13 protein-coding genes and 1 pseudogene are annotated in these 15783 nt (G+C 59.0%); 7 read left to right on the top strand and 7 right to left on the bottom strand.

What is annotated here, in order from left to right; all coding sequences use genetic code 11:
* Window positions 1–1185, bottom strand: a complete 1185-nt coding sequence (locus PverR02_RS12185; RefSeq protein WP_079443488.1) for an efflux RND transporter periplasmic adaptor subunit — start codon at window positions 1183–1185, stop codon at window positions 1–3.
* Window positions 1186–1329: 144 nt separating this feature from the next.
* On the opposite strand from PverR02_RS12185, the gene baeS reads away from it, so the two are divergent.
* Complete coding sequence (gene baeS, locus PverR02_RS12180) at window positions 1330–2715, top strand: sensor histidine kinase efflux regulator BaeS (protein WP_046383982.1); 1386 nt, start codon at window positions 1330–1332, stop codon at window positions 2713–2715.
* Window positions 2716–2718: 3 nt separating this feature from the next.
* The gene (locus PverR02_RS12175) at window positions 2719–3402 is read left to right on the top strand and encodes a response regulator (RefSeq protein WP_046383983.1); all 684 of its coding nucleotides are present in this window, start codon (window positions 2719–2721) and stop codon (window positions 3400–3402) included.
* Window positions 3403–3488: 86 nt separating this feature from the next.
* Here the strand turns inward: PverR02_RS12175 and PverR02_RS12170 are convergent, their stop codons facing one another.
* The 3 genes from PverR02_RS12170 to adhP form a co-directional block, all read right to left on the bottom strand.
* Window positions 3489–4250 (bottom strand): SDR family NAD(P)-dependent oxidoreductase, encoded by a 762-nt coding sequence (locus PverR02_RS12170; RefSeq protein WP_079443487.1) that lies wholly within the window; start codon window positions 4248–4250, stop codon window positions 3489–3491.
* A 93-nt stretch (window positions 4251–4343) separates the two neighbouring features.
* Window positions 4344–4961: a LysE family transporter gene (locus PverR02_RS12165; protein ID WP_046383985.1), complete on the bottom strand. Its 618-nt coding sequence runs from the start codon at window positions 4959–4961 to the stop codon at window positions 4344–4346.
* Between the two features lie 178 nt (window positions 4962–5139).
* Complete coding sequence (gene adhP / locus PverR02_RS12160) at window positions 5140–6150, bottom strand: alcohol dehydrogenase AdhP (RefSeq protein ID WP_017847956.1); 1011 nt, start codon at window positions 6148–6150, stop codon at window positions 5140–5142.
* A 489-nt stretch (window positions 6151–6639) separates the two neighbouring features.
* Here adhP and PverR02_RS12155 point away from each other — a divergent pair, with 489 nt between their 5' ends.
* Both PverR02_RS12155 and PverR02_RS12150 read left to right on the top strand, forming a co-directional pair.
* A complete protein-coding gene (locus PverR02_RS12155; protein ID WP_046383987.1) occupies window positions 6640–8031 on the top strand; it encodes an NAD-dependent succinate-semialdehyde dehydrogenase in 1392 nt (463 codons plus the stop codon).
* 52 nt (window positions 8032–8083) lie between these two features.
* The gene (locus PverR02_RS12150; protein ID WP_017847958.1) at window positions 8084–8536 is read left to right on the top strand and encodes a VOC family protein; all 453 of its coding nucleotides are present in this window, start codon (window positions 8084–8086) and stop codon (window positions 8534–8536) included.
* Between the two features lie 70 nt (window positions 8537–8606).
* On the opposite strand, the pseudogene PverR02_RS33110 reads toward PverR02_RS12150, so the two are convergent.
* Window positions 8607–8918 (bottom strand): annotated as a pseudogene (locus PverR02_RS33110) (hypothetical protein); the annotation flags it as partial.
* Between the two features lie 56 nt (window positions 8919–8974).
* Complete coding sequence (locus PverR02_RS12140) at window positions 8975–9871, bottom strand: universal stress protein (RefSeq protein ID WP_079443486.1); 897 nt, start codon at window positions 9869–9871, stop codon at window positions 8975–8977.
* Window positions 9872–10287: 416 nt separating this feature from the next.
* On the opposite strand from PverR02_RS12140, the gene PverR02_RS12135 reads away from it, so the two are divergent.
* Together PverR02_RS12135 and PverR02_RS12130 are read left to right on the top strand one after the other, a co-directional pair.
* Window positions 10288–10854, top strand: coding sequence for a phosphoribosyltransferase family protein (locus PverR02_RS12135; protein WP_079443485.1), 567 nt, complete (start codon window positions 10288–10290; stop codon window positions 10852–10854).
* A gap of 874 nt (window positions 10855–11728) precedes the next feature.
* The gene (locus PverR02_RS12130; RefSeq protein ID WP_079443484.1) at window positions 11729–13003 is read left to right on the top strand and encodes a glycoside hydrolase family 68 protein; all 1275 of its coding nucleotides are present in this window, start codon (window positions 11729–11731) and stop codon (window positions 13001–13003) included.
* Between the two features lie 628 nt (window positions 13004–13631).
* Here PverR02_RS12130 and PverR02_RS12125 read toward each other — a convergent pair.
* Window positions 13632–14552, bottom strand: coding sequence for an AraC family transcriptional regulator (locus tag PverR02_RS12125; protein ID WP_046383991.1), 921 nt, complete (start codon window positions 14550–14552; stop codon window positions 13632–13634).
* Between the two features lie 164 nt (window positions 14553–14716).
* On the opposite strand from PverR02_RS12125, the gene PverR02_RS12120 reads away from it, so the two are divergent.
* On the top strand, window positions 14717–15766 hold the full coding sequence (locus PverR02_RS12120; protein ID WP_079443483.1) for an NAD(P)-dependent alcohol dehydrogenase: 1050 nt from the start codon (window positions 14717–14719) through the stop codon (window positions 15764–15766).
* Window positions 15767–15783: the final 17 nt, after the last annotated feature.

Raw genomic sequence — 15783 nt, 5'->3', positions numbered from 1 at the left:
TTAACCCTCCTTCACAGGGGTGGACGGCGTGGCCGCCTGAGCATTGGCGTCCTGCACCTGGACGGCGGCGCCGGCACGGACTTTTTGTCCGCCTTCGACGACCAACTGATCACCCGCCTTCAGGCCCGCGATGATCCACCACTGATTGCCCACCGCGCGATCGATGGTCAGCTCACGCTGTTCAACCTTGCCGTCGACCACCAGCAACGCAGTGGTCACCCCGCTGGCGCTGCGGTTCACCGCTTTTTGCGGGATCAGAATGGCCTGGTCATCGCGCGCCTGTTCCAGCACCGCGCGGACATACATGCCCGGCAGCAGCAGGTGGTCCGGGTTGGCGAATTCGGCACGCAGGGTGACGGTGCCCGTGCCCTCGTTGACACTCACCCCGCTGACCTTGAGCCGCCCCGCCTGGTTGTAGGTGGTGCCATCGTCCAGCTTCAGGCTGATGCGCGCCTCGCCGTTGCCATTGGACTGCAACACGCCGCTGGCCAGGTCACGCTTGAGGCGCAGCAGTTCGGTGGTCGATTGGGTAACGTCCACGTAGATCGGATCGAGTTGCTGCACGGTGGTCAATGCGCTGTCCTGATTGGCCACCACCAGCGCGCCCGGGGTCACCGTGGATGTTTCAATGCGCCCGCTGACCGGCGAGGTGATGCGCGTGTAAGCCAGGTTGATGCGGGCGGTTTGGACTTCAGCCTCGGCGACTTGCACGTCGGCGGCGGCCGTCAGCAAGGTGGCCTGAGCGTCTTCGTTAGTTTGCTGACTGATGGCATTGATCTTCACCAATTCGGCGTCGCGCCTGGCGGTGGCCTGCGCCGATTTAAGGGTGGCGCGGTACTTGGCCAGGCTCGCCTCGGACTGCGCCAGGGCGGCGGTATAGGACGCCGCATCCAATTGGTAGAGCGCTTGGCCGGCCTTGACATCCGCCCCCTCGACAAACAGCCGCCGCTGGACGATACCGCCGACTTGCGGGCGAATCTGCGCCACCATGAAGGCTTGGGTACGCCCCGCCAACTCGGTGGTCAGCACTTGGCTCTGGGGTTTTATGCTGATCACCGAGACTTTGGGAGTGATCGCTTGAGGTGCCGGCTCGCCGCCGGAGCAACCGCCCAGCAGGACCAGAATGAACAAGGACAGGCAAACCGCGGCGGTTACCAGGTATTTGGCGAAGATTTTCGTCGACATAGCGGCCTCTACAAGACGGGATGGCTTGAGTCAGCGCCATCGTGCAAGGCAAATGTGCAGGAAAATTGAAGATTGCCCGGCCGGGTTGAATCTTTTCTTCGCCAGGGCCTAAATGGCCCAATCCATTCTTAACGGCCCACCTCCATGAAGTTGAGTATCTCCACCAAACTGTTTATTGCGGTACTGGCCGGCGTGCTGCTGGTCATCCTGAGCATGGGGGTGGCGACGAGCTGGAGTTTCGGGCGGGGCTTTCTCGGCTATCTCAATGAGCAGGCGCTGGAGCGCATGGCCCCCGTGCTGCCGCGCCTGGCCAGCGCCTATGCGCGCGAAGGCAATTGGGAGTTCCTGCGCAACCGGTCGGATCGCTGGTTCGACATCATGCGGCCCGAGGTCGGCGAAGATCCGGCGAAGAACGATTTGCGCACGCCCATGGCGTCGGACCTGACAGGCGCGCTGTTTCGCATCGCCTTGCTGGATGAACACAAAAAACGCGTGAACGGCTACCCGGATATCGGCAACGATGCGTTGTTGCGCGCGATTGTGGTGGCCGATAAAACCGTTGGCTGGCTGGCCGTGACCCCGTTCCAGAGCGTGACCGAAGCCGGCGGCGAACGGTTCCAGCAATACCAGTTACGCACCAGCCTGGTGATGGGCGCCTTTTCGCTGTTGCTGGCGATGCTGATTGCCTGGTGGATCGCCCGCACGCTGTTGGAGCCAGTGAAAAAGGTGGCGGCGGCGACCCACCGCCTGGCAAGCGGCGACTACGGCAGCCGGGTGGCCGTGGCCTCCAATGACGAAGTGGGCCAATTGGCGCGGGACTTCAACCAACTCGCCTACACCCTGGAGCGCAATGAACAGATGCGGCGCGAGTTCATGGCCGATGTCTCCCACGAGTTGCGCACCCCGCTGTCGGTGTTGCGCGGTGAGCTGGAGGCCATCGAGGATGGCGTTCGCACCCTGAACCAAGGGTCGATGAAGTCCTTGCAAGGTGAGGTCAGCATGCTCAGCAAACTGGTGGATGACCTGTATGAACTGTCCCTGGCGGATGTGGGCGCACTGACCTACCGCAAGAGCGCGTGCAGACTCGATCAACTGCTGCAAGCCAGCGTGTCGATGTTTCAGGAACGCTTGAACGACCGGCATCTGCGCGTCGAACTGGAGCTGCCGTCGCAGCCCCTGGAATTGTTGGCCGACGCCAGCCGCCTGCAGCAATTGTTTTCCAACCTGCTGGAAAATGCCGTGCGCTACACCGACCCGAACGGGCTCATCCGCATCCGCGCCGTCGTCGATCGCGCGAATGTGTGCATCGACTTCATCGACTCCGGCCCGGGGGTTTCGGCCGAGCAACTGCCGCGCCTGTTCGAGCGCTTCTATCGCGGCGAATCATCGCGCAACCGTGCCAGTGGCGGTGCCGGTCTGGGCTTGGCGATTTGTCACAACATCGCCCTCGCCCACGGCGGCAGCCTCAGCGCCGCTCACTCGCCTCTCGGCGGCCTTTGGCTGACCCTGCGCTTGCCACGGGATATCTGAACCATGACCGACAAAAGCCCGATCCTGATTGTCGAAGATGAACCGAAGCTGGCCGCCTTGATGCAGGATTATCTGGTCGCGGCAGGCTACTCGACCGTGTGCCTGGACAACGGCTTGCAGGTGGTGCCGACCGTGCGTGCGCAAACACCGCGCCTGATCCTGCTCGACCTGATGCTGCCCGGGCGCGACGGCATGCAAATCTGCCAGGACCTGCGCGGTTTCAGCGCCGTGCCGATCATCATGATCACCGCCCGCGTCGAAGAGGTGGACCGCCTGCTGGGCCTGGACCTGGGGGCCGACGACTACATCTGCAAGCCTTTCAGCCCCCGGGAGGTGGTGGCCCGGGTCAAGGCCATCCTGCGCCGCGGGCCCCAACTGCTGACCAGCTCGGCGCCGCGCCTGCTGATCGACGAAGCGCAGTATCGCGCCTCGATAGACGGCATCGCCCTGGACCTCACCCCCCTGGAACTGCGACTGCTCAGCACCTTTGCACGTTCCGCCGGGCGGGTATTTTCCCGTGACCAACTGCTCGACAAGATCTACTCCGACCACCGCGTGGTCACCGACCGCACGGTGGACAGCCATATCCGCAACCTGCGACGCAAGCTGGAACAGGCGTGCCCAGGGGAAACGCCCATCGAATCGTTGTATGGGGTCGGTTATCGGTTTCAGCTTTCCGAGGCCTGATACCTCGGAATAATACACATCGGCACCGTCAACGAGGCGCAAGCGGAACGCCTGCAACCATCTCCAGATACCGGAGCACGCTAAACCTAGGTCAGATTCAACCCGCCGTCTGAGAGGAGTATCTCGCCGGTCAAGTAGTCCGACTCGACCAGCATTACAACAGCGTTTGCGATGTCGTCTGGGCTAGCGGCCCTGCGCATAGGGGCGCGAGTTCGCCACAACTCTTGGGCCTCTGTCCACTCTGCGGTCAGCGGCGTGTCGACCAAGCCAGGCGCCACAGCGTTTACGCGAATTTCTGGCCCCAGCGATACCGCGAGCAAGCGGGTCATGTGATTAAGCGCAGCTTTGCTTACCGCATAGGGAATAGATGCGCCCTTAGGACGGATACCGGCATGCGAACTGATGTTTACGACGCAACCTGCTCGACGGTAACAGGCGGCATCGCGCAATGCCGACTCGGCCAATGCGACTAGGTGGAACGGCGCCACGACATTAACCTCGTTAAGTTCGTGCCACACCGTCGAGTTGGCCGAGGCAAGGTCGCCGTGCGGGATGACTCTGCTAATACCAGCGTTATTGACCAATACGTCGAGCTGCCCCCACGCGGCGATCGCCTCATTAACAAGCCTGACCCTGTCAGCTTCAAAAGCAAGATCAGCTTGCACGTAAATAGCCTGCTTCATTTCGGCAACCATAGCGCGTCCCGTATCCGCAGAGTTTCGCGAATGGAGCACCACTGCATAGCCTGCCCGGCTTAGTGCACGTGCAATGGCTGCGCCGATACCGGAAGTGGACCCTGTAACCAACGCGACGCGTAATACGTTATCGATTGTCGGATTGGGTTTCATAGGGACATCTCGAATGGGTTGCTAGAAAGCCATCACCGTAGCACCCAGCGGGCAACGTCGGCATCACTGCCAGGGTAAACCAACGGCTCGTGTTCAGCGCATGGCGACCAGCTTGACGCCGAACCCCAGCAGGCAAACGCCGGCCAAGCGCTCCAGCAGATTGGCGATGCGCGGGTTGGCCCGCATGCGCTGAGCGAGCTTGTGGGTCAATAGGACGGCTATCAAACCATAGAGGAACGTCACCACCGCTACGGTCGCGGCCATGAACGCGAATGTCACTATGCCCTGATGCTTCACCGGATCGACAAACAACGGGAAAAAGGCCATGTAGAAGATGATCGCCTTGGGGTTGAGCAACGTGATCATCATGGTCTGACGCAGGAAATGGCCGTTATCCATCCGGCTCTTGCGCGGCGCGGCCCCAGCCTGACTAAACAACATTCGCAGGCCCAGCCACGCCAAGTACGACGCACCCAACCATTGAATGAGATGGAACGCTGCCGGATACGCGGCCAGCAGGGTTGCGACGCCAGCGACCGCCAGCCATAAGAGCACCTGGTCACCGAGTATCACTCCGCACGTCGCGGCCAAACCCGCTTTTATCCCACCTTTGCCGGTCGCCGTGATGAGGGCAAAATTGCCGGGGCCAGGAATGGCCAGGACGATGATAAAGGCGATGATGAAAGCGCCATAGTCGGTCACGCCAAACATCGGTTATCTCCCGCGCAGGATGGTTTTGGACGCAGAACCTATCATCAACCTCGCCTCAATATCTAGCGATGCAAGTGAGAAAACCATCCAGAAACTGTCGGCAAAAGCGATCGGCTGCGCTTCTCGTCGCGAGGAGCCAACGGTATTGGCAGCCGCCCGAGCGACTGCCAATGGCCCGTCAATGACTCAAATCAATCACCATGCGGCCTTTGATTTTCCCTTGCTGCATTTCATCGAAGATCTCATTGATATCTTCGATCGGACGCAATGTTACCTTCGGCACCACCTTGCCTTGCGCGGCAAACTCGAAGGCTTCTACGAGGTCTTGTCGAGTACCGACCAGTGAGCCGACCACCTCGATCCCGTCAAGCACCAACCGAGGAATATCGAGGCTCATGGCTTCAGGCGGAAGCCCAACTGCGACCAGGCGCCCACCGGCACGCAGGGCATCCACCGCAGAGTTGAACGCGACCTTGGCGACGGCCGTCACGACAGCCGCGTGAGCTCCGCCGACCTTCTCCTGGATAACTTTTGCGGCATCCTCGTTGCGGGAGTTGATGACCAGGTCAGCGCCCATTTCCCTGGCGAACTGCAGTTGATCATCGTTGATGTCCACGGCGATCACTCGGGCGTTGAATACATTTTTTGCGTACTGCAACGCCAGATTCCCCAGGCCGCCCAGCCCGTAGATCGCAATCCATTGCCCAGGGCGGATATTGGAAACCTTCACAGCTTTATAGGTCGTTACGCCAGCACAGGTCACGCTGCTCGCCGCCGCAGAATCAAGCCCATCAGGCACTTTCACCGAGTAGTCGGCGACGACAATGCACTCTTCGGCCATTGCGCCATCCACGGTGTAACCGGAGTTTTTTACGTTGCGGCAGAGTGTCTCGTTGCCGCTGTTGCAGTATTCACAGTGCCCACAGCCCTGGAAGAACCAGGCTACGCTGGCACGGTCACCGGGCTTCAGAGAGGTGACGCCTGGTCCTACCTGCTGCACGATACCGATGCCTTCATGGCCTAGGATCACCCCGGTTTTATCACCGAAATCGCCGTTCTTGACGTGCAGGTCGGTATGGCAGACCCCGCAGCACTGCATTTTAAGGAGAGCCTCACCATGTTTCAGAGGCCGTAATGTTTTTTCGATCACATTCACGCGTTGCCCTTGGGCAACAACAGCAGCTTTCATGCTTATCTCCTTGTATCCGTGAGTGAGCTTGCGTTACAGCGGGCCCAACAAATGCCAAAGCAGTACAGCACCACCCTTCCAGCGCTCCGAAGTCTGGCGCAATGCCCGCCACCCGGCCCCAGGGTCGGGGAGTCAATGGATGCTATTGCTGCGCCATCGGGTCGCCAACGCTACCGGTCTTATGGCACAAGTCGCGCAAAAGGGGGATGCCTATTAGTCAGGCAACCCGCGCAAGGACGCCTCTTCTTTGCCTTTCTATGACAAAGATCAACAGGAGACGCTGATCGGCAGATCATCGTGGCCGCTTTCAGTGACCGTCGCCGCCGCCCTGAACGTCAAGTGAGCTCCCCGATCTCTCGGGTCTGGGTGGGCCTGCGACCTTTGGCTCCATGTTTGAAACCTGTTCCTCGTGTACCTTCGGCAGGCCCGGCATATGCACTCAGCGGCGGGTTGGCCATTTAGTCGAAACGGTTCTGGAGTAGCTTTTACATGGCATACGCAACAATCAATCCCTATACGGGCGAGACACTGCAAACCTTTCCCGATGCGACCGATGCAGAAGTCACCGCGGCCATCGGCAAGGCCCATGAGGCTTTCCTGGCGTGGAAGGACACATCTTTCGCCGAACGTGCGCGCATCCTGCAGAATGCGGCCGATATCCTGCGCAAGGACAGCGACGCCTTTGCCAGGGTACTGACGCTGGAGATGGGCAAGCTGTTTGCCGAGGCGAAAGCCGAGGTCGAGCTGTCGGCAAAAATCTTCGAATACTATGTGCGCAATGCCGAAACCTTGCTCAAGCCGGAGAAACTCCCGGTCCTCGACCCTGCCGAGGGCGAGGCGGTTCTCGTCTGCGAACCGCTCGGCGTGCTGCTGGCGATCGAGCCGTGGAACTTCCCTTATTACCAGATCGCCCGCATTCTGGCGCCGCAGCTTTCTGCCGGTAATACCGTGCTTCTCAAACACGCAGCGAATGTGCCGCAAAGCGCCGCTGGCTTTCAAAAGTTGATGAAGGATGCCGGCCTGCCTGACGGCGCCTTCCGTAATCTGTACGCCACGCGTTCGCAGATCGAGCTGATCATCAACGATGCCCGCGTGCAGGGCGTTGCCTTGACCGGCTCGGAAGGCGCCGGTGCAGTGGTTGCGTCGCAAGCGGGCAAAGCGCTGAAAAAATCCACCCTGGAACTCGGCGGCGCCGACGCCTTCGTCGTGCTGGCCGACGCGGACCTGGCGAAAACGAGCAAATGGGCGGTGTTCGGCCGGCATTGGAATGCCGGGCAGGTCTGCGTGTCCTCCAAGCGCATGATCGTGGTCGATGCGGTCTATGACGACTTCCTCGCGCTCTATCGCAAGGGCGTCGCGGAGTTGGTGGCCGGCGATCCCTTCGATGCGAAGACGACCCTGGCACCGCTCTCCTCGCAAAGCGCGGCCAATGAGGTCAAGCAAAAGATCCTCGAAGCCGTGAAGCTTGGCGCCAAGGCCGAAGAAGTCGGGCCGCCCGTGCCTGTCGATGGGGCATTCGTGCAGCCGACGATCCTGACCGATGTCGCCGAAGACAACCCCGCTCGCTACTGGGAGTTCTTTGGCCCGGTGTCCATGGTGTTCCGCGCCAAGGATGAAGACGATGCAGTACGTATCGCCAACGACTCGCCGTTCGGCCTCGGCGGTTCGGTATTCACCTCGGACACGGCGCATGGCGCAGAAGTCGCGAAGAAAATCTCCACCGGCATGGTGTTCGTCAACCATCCGACCAAGGTCGAAGCCGACCTGCCTTTCGGTGGCGTGCGCCGCTCGGGGTACGGCCGCGAGCTGATCGGGCTCGGGCTCAAGGAGTTCGTCAACCACAAGCTCATTGTCGTGGTCGATATCGACGCCCCGTTCTGAGTTCAACAGCGCTCTTTGTCCCAAGAAACCGAAATCGAGGAGACCTGACAGGATGAACGTCATCGGGATAGACCACTTGGCTATTCGTGTCAGTGATCTGGACCGCTCCAGGGCGTTCTACGATCAGGTACTCGGTTTCTTGGGATTCACCATAGAGTGGGAGTTCGACCGGGTTATTGGTTGGACCAATGGCGAAACCCTGTTCTGGATCACCGAAGCCGATGCCCAGGGGCGCAAACACAAGCACCGGACCGGCGATGTGGGCTATCACCACTATGCGTTCGAGGTTGCCGCGCGCGAGGACGTCGATGCGCTCTATGCGTTCCTGCTGGATCAGGCGGTTACGATTGTCGACGCACCCGCTGACTATCCGGATTATGGCGAGGGCTACTATGCGGTTTATTTCCTCGACCCCGATAATCTGAAGCTCGAAGTGATGTTCTTCCTGGAAAAACAAAAGCGGCGCTTGCTTGGAAAATCACGAGGAAGTGATCGCCGGGAATAAAATTTCTTCATCGGCATACACGCCTGAAGAGATTGATAAAACGAGCGTGCGTCAGAATCCTGATACGCCTCAAGTTATCCAGGCGCTGCTCCGTTTCCGTGAGCAGGTCAAACAACAGCGAACCCAAGCCCTGATGGGTCAGTACATCGGCCATGTATTGATTACGCGGGCTCAAACGGCCACTACCGCTGCCGTGTACGAAAACGAGCAAGGCGCGGGTGTTGGTCGGCAAACGCAAATCGGCGTTCCGTTCAACGCCCCGGGGCAACGCGAGAATGATGACGTCAGACCCGTTGGCGTATTTGAGCAAGGGTTCCACCAGTCGTCGACCGGCCTCGACGCGGTTTGGCAAGAGGGTTTGCAATGAGGGACTAAGGATCACGAGGACCTCCTCCGACGATCACGCCTGTGATTTCGGAATAGGCGGCCCTCGCCGCGCTAGATAGCCAGAATGCTGCAGGACACCTGATACAGGAGATGTTCGGTGGTGCTGCCCAGCAGCTTGTCCAGTCCGTGGGACTGGACCTTGCCCATCACAATCACATCCATATGCTGCTCATCGGTGAACGCATGGAGCACCGCGACAGGCTGTCCTTCAATGAAATGCCGCCGGTCGGCAGGCACGCCATAACGGTCGGCCAGTTCGAGGAATGACTTTTCATGACCTTTGCGCAACTGCCTGCCAAGGTCCGAAATTGTCAGGCCCCCGCCGCCCATATCGCCCAGGTACACCATGGAAATGTCGCAGGCATACAGCAAGTGCAACTCGGCCTGACACTGGATGGCGAGACTGGAAGCCTGCTGGATGATCCGTTCATTGAGCTCGTTGTCCTGGGCAAGGGTATTGGAGGCGTCGACCGCCGCCACGATCTTGCGCGGCAAGGGCAGGTCGTCTTCGCTGAGCAGATAGACCGGTATCGGACAGTGACGCAGTAAACGCCAATCCAGCGGGGTGATGAATGCACGCTTGAGTGCCGGTTCGCGCTGCACCTGCTTGATCAGCAGGTCTGGCTGCATTTCTGCGACGTAATCGAGAATCTCCTGCTGCAGGTCGTCGGCCCACTTCGCTTCAGCCGTCACTTCGATACCTTTATGACTATCACGCAGATGAGCTGCCTGGTATTTGAGCCAATCGCGATGATCTTGCAGATAATTTTCGCGAGCTTTTTCCCGGTCACCCTCTTCGAGCAGCGACAACAGGTTCCAGGTCGGGATCAAGGCAGCAATGTGCAGGCTGGCACCGCTGACCTTGGCCAGAGCGGCAGCATGGTTCATGGCTTGAGACCGGCGCAGCGCCGGGTTGATGATCAGCAATAACCGTTGATACTGGCTCATGATCGGACTCCATGGGCTTGCACGTTTGTCATTGCCCGCAATGGCGGACAACTGTCGTGTTCACCGCCGAACCGAGCACCTTCTTTATGAACTCAGAATCCTCCGTCGATGCGGCCTTGGCGTTGATTTATATCAAGTGCCCGGGCACGCAATACATTCACTCGCGGCAGCTTGTGCCCACACCTCTGGCGCCACCGCAGATTCGCGTCGGTTGAAAGGATCGGGCGTTGGATTGATCGCGATTGATCAATATCAATCCTGCCAGGGTCAGCCGGTCTACATTGACCCAACATGCACTCGCAAGGGTGCGGCGCCTCAGGAGTTCAGACTCGCCGATTGCACACGTATCTCATGGCATACGCCTGCTGCCGTAGCCGGCACCGCATGACCCCATGTTTCCCGAGCAGGAGAAAGCAATGACGATCCTAGTGGCAAGTCAACGGTTGCGCCTGTATGACGGTGATGAGCTGGATGTTGTGTTGCAGACGATGGCGCGCAAGGCCGCCACCCTTCTGCCACCGACGCATGCGGCACTGATAGGCATCGAGCGCAGGGGCCTGCCCCTGGCTCAAAGGTTGCGCGAGTACATTGCGCGTCAGACCGGCCGGCCGGAACTCCCTGTTTACCCGCTGCAGGTCAAGCGCTACGCCGACGACCTGCAAGTGCTGCATACCTACACGCAATTGACCGAAAACCCGGCCCTGGGCAGGTTGGATCTGGCCAATACCACGTTTCTGGTGGTCGATGATGTGCTCTTCGAAGGCCATTCCCTCCTGCGCACTTGTGCATATCTGGCACAACTGGGGGCTCGTCGGGTCCATACGGCGGTACTGGTCGACCGGCATGTCCGTCAGCAGCCGATCCGGGCCGACATTGTCGGTATACACCTGCAAGTCGCCGCCACTGATATTGTCGAATGCAACGTACCGCCCTACGAACAGGCCTTTTGCATAGAAGTGGTACGACACGGCGCCGCCCGCTGACGGTGGAAGCGTTCAGGGCTTCGCCGAGTCACCGGGCTTGAGCGGTGGAGAACGCTCGGCGCCAACAATTCAGGACTTAAAAGCACTGGACGGTGCTGGATGTCAGTGGTTCCCGCCGGAACGAAAAAAGGACCCGGAGGTCCTTGTTTCGATCGCTGACAGAATTCAGTGGAACTCTGTAGCGCTATGTTTGGAGCGGGAAACGTCGGCGCCACGGACCGGCCGACCAGCTCCGCTTTGGTAGCTTTCACGGACCTAGGCCTGGGATGAGATCGCCATCAGTTCATCCAAATTTTCGTCCGTACCTCCGGTGAGTCGACTTTGTATCGGTATTAACCCCTTGGGGTGATGTACCCGATCCCAGGCAACCTGATCAGCTTGATTGGCTCGGTAGCATCGTTGCTGTCGGCTTTCGAAACAGCCGCGAAATTAATTCGACTGACTTAACCCACAATCCGCAGCCCCTAACTTGCAAGTATTAATGCCGGTTGAGCCTCTCGATGACATGCCCGCGCATCGATTGCACCGTTCATTGCCTGACTCCTACTGATAGTGATGCAGGCGTTGAAGACGCAGGGCTACGTCCATGCCATCGCACCAAAACTCTTTGCAAGGTTCGACAGCGTTGATCGATTTGACCACCTGCGTCTACCCAGCATCATGCAGGTAACGTCGCTGATCGGTCCGAGAACAAACCTCTAGAAACATCACAAGCTGAAACGTATCAGCTTCAACAAAAAACTCAATTATGCATAAATGCATTTTTTCCCTTGACCCGAAGGGAGGAGTCTTTTACAGTTAAATGACTGTATATAAATACAGTGTTTTTTGATCAGTATTTATTTGAATCCATTCATGGACGAGGTTTTTCCCTATGAAAAGCAACACTGAGAAATTTGGCAAAACACCCCATCAACCCAGCCTGTGGACCCGAGCCGATGCGCTGAAAGTCCGCGCGGACGACCCCACTACCACCCAGCCACTGGTCAGTGCGAACTTCCCGGTACTGAGCGACGAGGTGTTTATCTGGGACACCATGCCGCTGCGTGATATCGACGGCAACATCACCTCTGTCGATGGCTGGTCAGTGATCTTCACCCTGACTGCGGATCGTCACCCGAACGACCCGCAATACCTCGACCAGAACGGTAACTACGACATCACCCGCGACTGGAACGATCGCCATGGCCGGGCAAAGATGTACTACTGGTTCTCCCGCACCGGCAAGAACTGGGAACTCGGCGGCCGAGTGATGGCTGAAGGGGTTTCGCCGACCGTTCGCGAATGGGCCGGCACGCCGATTCTGTTGAACGAGCAAGGCGAAGTGGACCTGTACTACACCGCGGTCACGCCGGGCGCGACCATCGTCAAGGTGCGTGGCCGTGTGGTGACCACCGAGCATGGCGTCAGCCTGGTCGGCTTCGAGAAGGTCAAGCCGCTGTTCGAGGCCGACGGCAAGATGTACCAGACCGAAGCGCAAAACGCCTTCTGGGGTTTCCGTGATCCATGGCCGTTCCGCGACCCGAAGGATGGCAAGCTGTACATGCTGTTCGAGGGCAACGTGGCCGGCGAGCGCGGCTCGCACAAGGTCGGTGATGCAGAAGTCGGTGATGTGCCGCCGGGTTATGAAGACGTCGGCAACTCGCGCTTCCAGACCGCCTGTGTCGGTATCGCCGTAGCCCGTGACGAAGACGGAGACGACTGGGAAATGCTGCCGCCGCTGCTGACCGCGGTAGGCGTCAACGATCAGACCGAACGCCCGCACTTCGTGTTCCAGGACGGCAAGTACTACCTGTTCACCATCAGCCACACCTTTACCTATGCCGATGGGGTGACCGGGCCAGACGGTGTGTACGGGTTTGTCGCAGATTCGCTGTTCGGTCCTTACGTACCCTTGAACGGTTCCGGCCTGGTACTGGGAAATCCGTCTTCCCAGCCGTTCCAGACCTACTCGCACTGCGTGATGCCCAACGGCCTGGTGACCTCATTTATCGACAGCGTACCGACCGACGAAACCGGCACGCAGATTCGTATCGGCGGCACCGAAGCACCGACGGTGGGGATCAAGATCAAAGGGCAGCAGACGTTCGTGGTTGCCGAGTACGACTACGGTTACATCCCGCCGATGCTCGACGTCACGCTCAAGTAATCGCTACCCAGGGCTTTCAGGCAGCGGGTTTGAGCTCGATGAAAAACTCGTTGCGGATAGGATCGAGATATCCCACCTAACTTACTGCGACTTTGCTCGGGAACCCTCTTGAACAATACGTAGTAACAACCCTTTGTTACTGGCTGCAAGGAGGCAGCCAGTAACGGGTATACACCCAATTGGTTCTGCTGGCCCGGCCCGCCGCCCTCTACCGCCGGCCGGAACATCCACTACTCCAGCAGACTCCCCCCGTTCACCGACGCAGGTGCCGGGCTATGCCTGGTCCTTCGTGATGCTCGACAAGTCTCTCGCCCCGCGCCTGCGCGCGATGTTCATCATGAAACAGAATCAGGCGATACTGGTGGGAACTGACCTTTGACAACCCGTCGTTGCTACGCGACCTGACGTTGTGTGGCGACAACCTCCTGTTCACCTGAAACTCTTGGCTGGATCATGACGCCCGTAATGGCGGCCTAGTAAACTTGCGCGCCTGTTACATCCCGAACTTTCGCCATCGGACATGTGTATCGAGTGCGCCATCGTGCAACTGGCGGGACGTACCCTATCGCCACCCGAGCAGCGGCTGGTGAATCGGACCCTTGCTCGGATCTGATTCGCCAAGAAGACCTCACAATGTCGCTAGCCTGCCCTTTCGTAACACTGCGATATCTCGTTTAGGCGCAACACCAAAGAATCGACTGTATTCGCGGCTGAACTGGGAGGGGCTTTCATATCCAACCTTGAAAGCCGCACTGGATACGTCTTGGTGTTCATTGAGCATCAATCGCCTTGCCTCGTTCAGCCTCAGCCATTTTTGATACTGCAAGGGGCTCATTGCGGTGAGTTGGCGGAAGTGGTGGTGGAAGGTTGGCGTGCTCATCTGTACACGGGCCGCTAGCTCATCGACTCTAAGCGCCGAAGTGTAATTCAACTTCAACCAATCGATGGCTTTCGCGATCCGATAACCTTGGCCATCGACAGAAGTTATCTGTCGAAGCCGGCCAGCCTGATCACTTTTCAAGAGACGGTAGTGAATTTCACGCTGGATCAAGGGGGCGAGAACAGGAATAGCTTCCGGCTCATCGAGCAGCGCCAACAAGCGCTCGAACGGCGCCAGCATGGCTGCGGTCACTGAACCGATGCCTACCCCTTTCGCGGCCGAGCGTTCACGGGTGGGCGGCAGATCACTCTGCGCTATCAGCTCTGCCAGCATGCGCAAATCGAGCTTGAACGTCAGGCCCAGGCACGGTTGCTCCGGGCTCGCCTTGAGCACCTCCGAGTTGGCCGGCAAATCCAGTGAGGTGACCAGAAAACGCGAGGTGTCATACGGATAACCCTCACCGCCTACCCACAGCTGTTTCTCGCCTTGGGCGACAAGAATGATGCTCGGTTCGACCATGCAAACAACAGGCGGCGACGGGTGTTCGCGCCTAAAGAAGCCGAGACCCGCAATCGATGTTGCGTAGTCACCGGGTTTCAAGACCCGCGAGCCAATGACCTGGACGAGCGCCTCTTGGGGCGATGTGGGGGTTTCGTGTGGGGGCATCATGTTCGTCTCGTACCTCTTCGCTGAACTCTAACTCGCCCGCGCGCAACCGTCCTGCAAAAGAACGCAGACTCATAGAATCAGGCAAGTAATCCAGCGCAATGCACTGTTTGCAGTCAGGGCAGAGCGGGAAAATGTTCATCCGACACACCATCGAGGACTCTCCCATGCTTGTACAAGCCTATGGTGCTCATGCGGGCGACAAACCCCTTGAGCCTTTGCAGATCAGTCGCCGTTCCCCCGCCACCCATGACGTTCAGATCGACATCGCCTTCTGCGGTATCTGCCATTCGGACTTGCATCAGGTGCGTGCCGAATGGGCAGGCACGCAGTTCCCCTGCGTACCGGGACACGAAATTGTCGGCCGCGTATCGGCGGTCGGCGCCCATGTAGCGGAATTCAAAGTCGGCGATCTGGTCGGTGTCGGTTGCATCGTCGACAGCTGTAAACACTGTGACGACTGTGAATCCGGCCTGGAAAACTATTGCGACGGCATGATCGGAACCTACAACTTTCCTACCCCAGACGCTCCTGGCTGGACGCTCGGCGGCTACTCACAAAACGTTGTGGTGCATGAGCGTTACGTCCTGCGCATCCGCCATCCCGAGCAACAACTGGCCGCCGTCGCACCGCTGCTGTGCGCGGGCATCACCACGTATTCGCCGCTGCGCCACTGGAACGTCGGGCCGGGTAAGAAAGTCGGCGTGGTCGGTATTGGTGGGCTAGGCCACATGGGCATCAAACTGGCCCATGCGATGGGCGCCCATGTCGTGGCATTCACCACATCGGAATCCAAGCGCGAAGCGGCAAAGGAATTGGGCGCGGACGAAGTGGTGGTATCGCGCAACGCTGAGGAGATGGCCGCGCATACCAAGAGCTTCGACTTCATCCTCAATACCGTCGCAGCGCCCCACGATCTGGATGCGTTTCTGGTGTTGCTCAAGCGCGACGGAGCGCTGACGCTGGTCGGTGCCCCCGCCTCCCCGCATCCATCACCCAACGTGTTCAACCTGATCATGAAGCGCCGAACCATTGCCGGCTCGATGATCGGCGGCATCCCTGAAACACAGGAGATGCTGGATTTCTGTGCCGAGCACAACATCGTCGCCGACATCGAACTGGTTCGAGCCGATCAGATCAACAACGCCTACGAACGGATGCTCAAGGGTGACGTCAAGTATCGCTTTGTGATCGACAACGCCACATTGGTTGGCTAGTCGAAAGACTCCAGCCG

The organism is Pseudomonas veronii (assembly GCF_002028325.1).
Lineage (GTDB): Bacteria > Pseudomonadota > Gammaproteobacteria > Pseudomonadales > Pseudomonadaceae > Aquipseudomonas > Aquipseudomonas veronii.
Note: the sequence above shows the minus strand (reverse complement) of the source record. Positions and strands in the feature narration are given on the sequence as shown.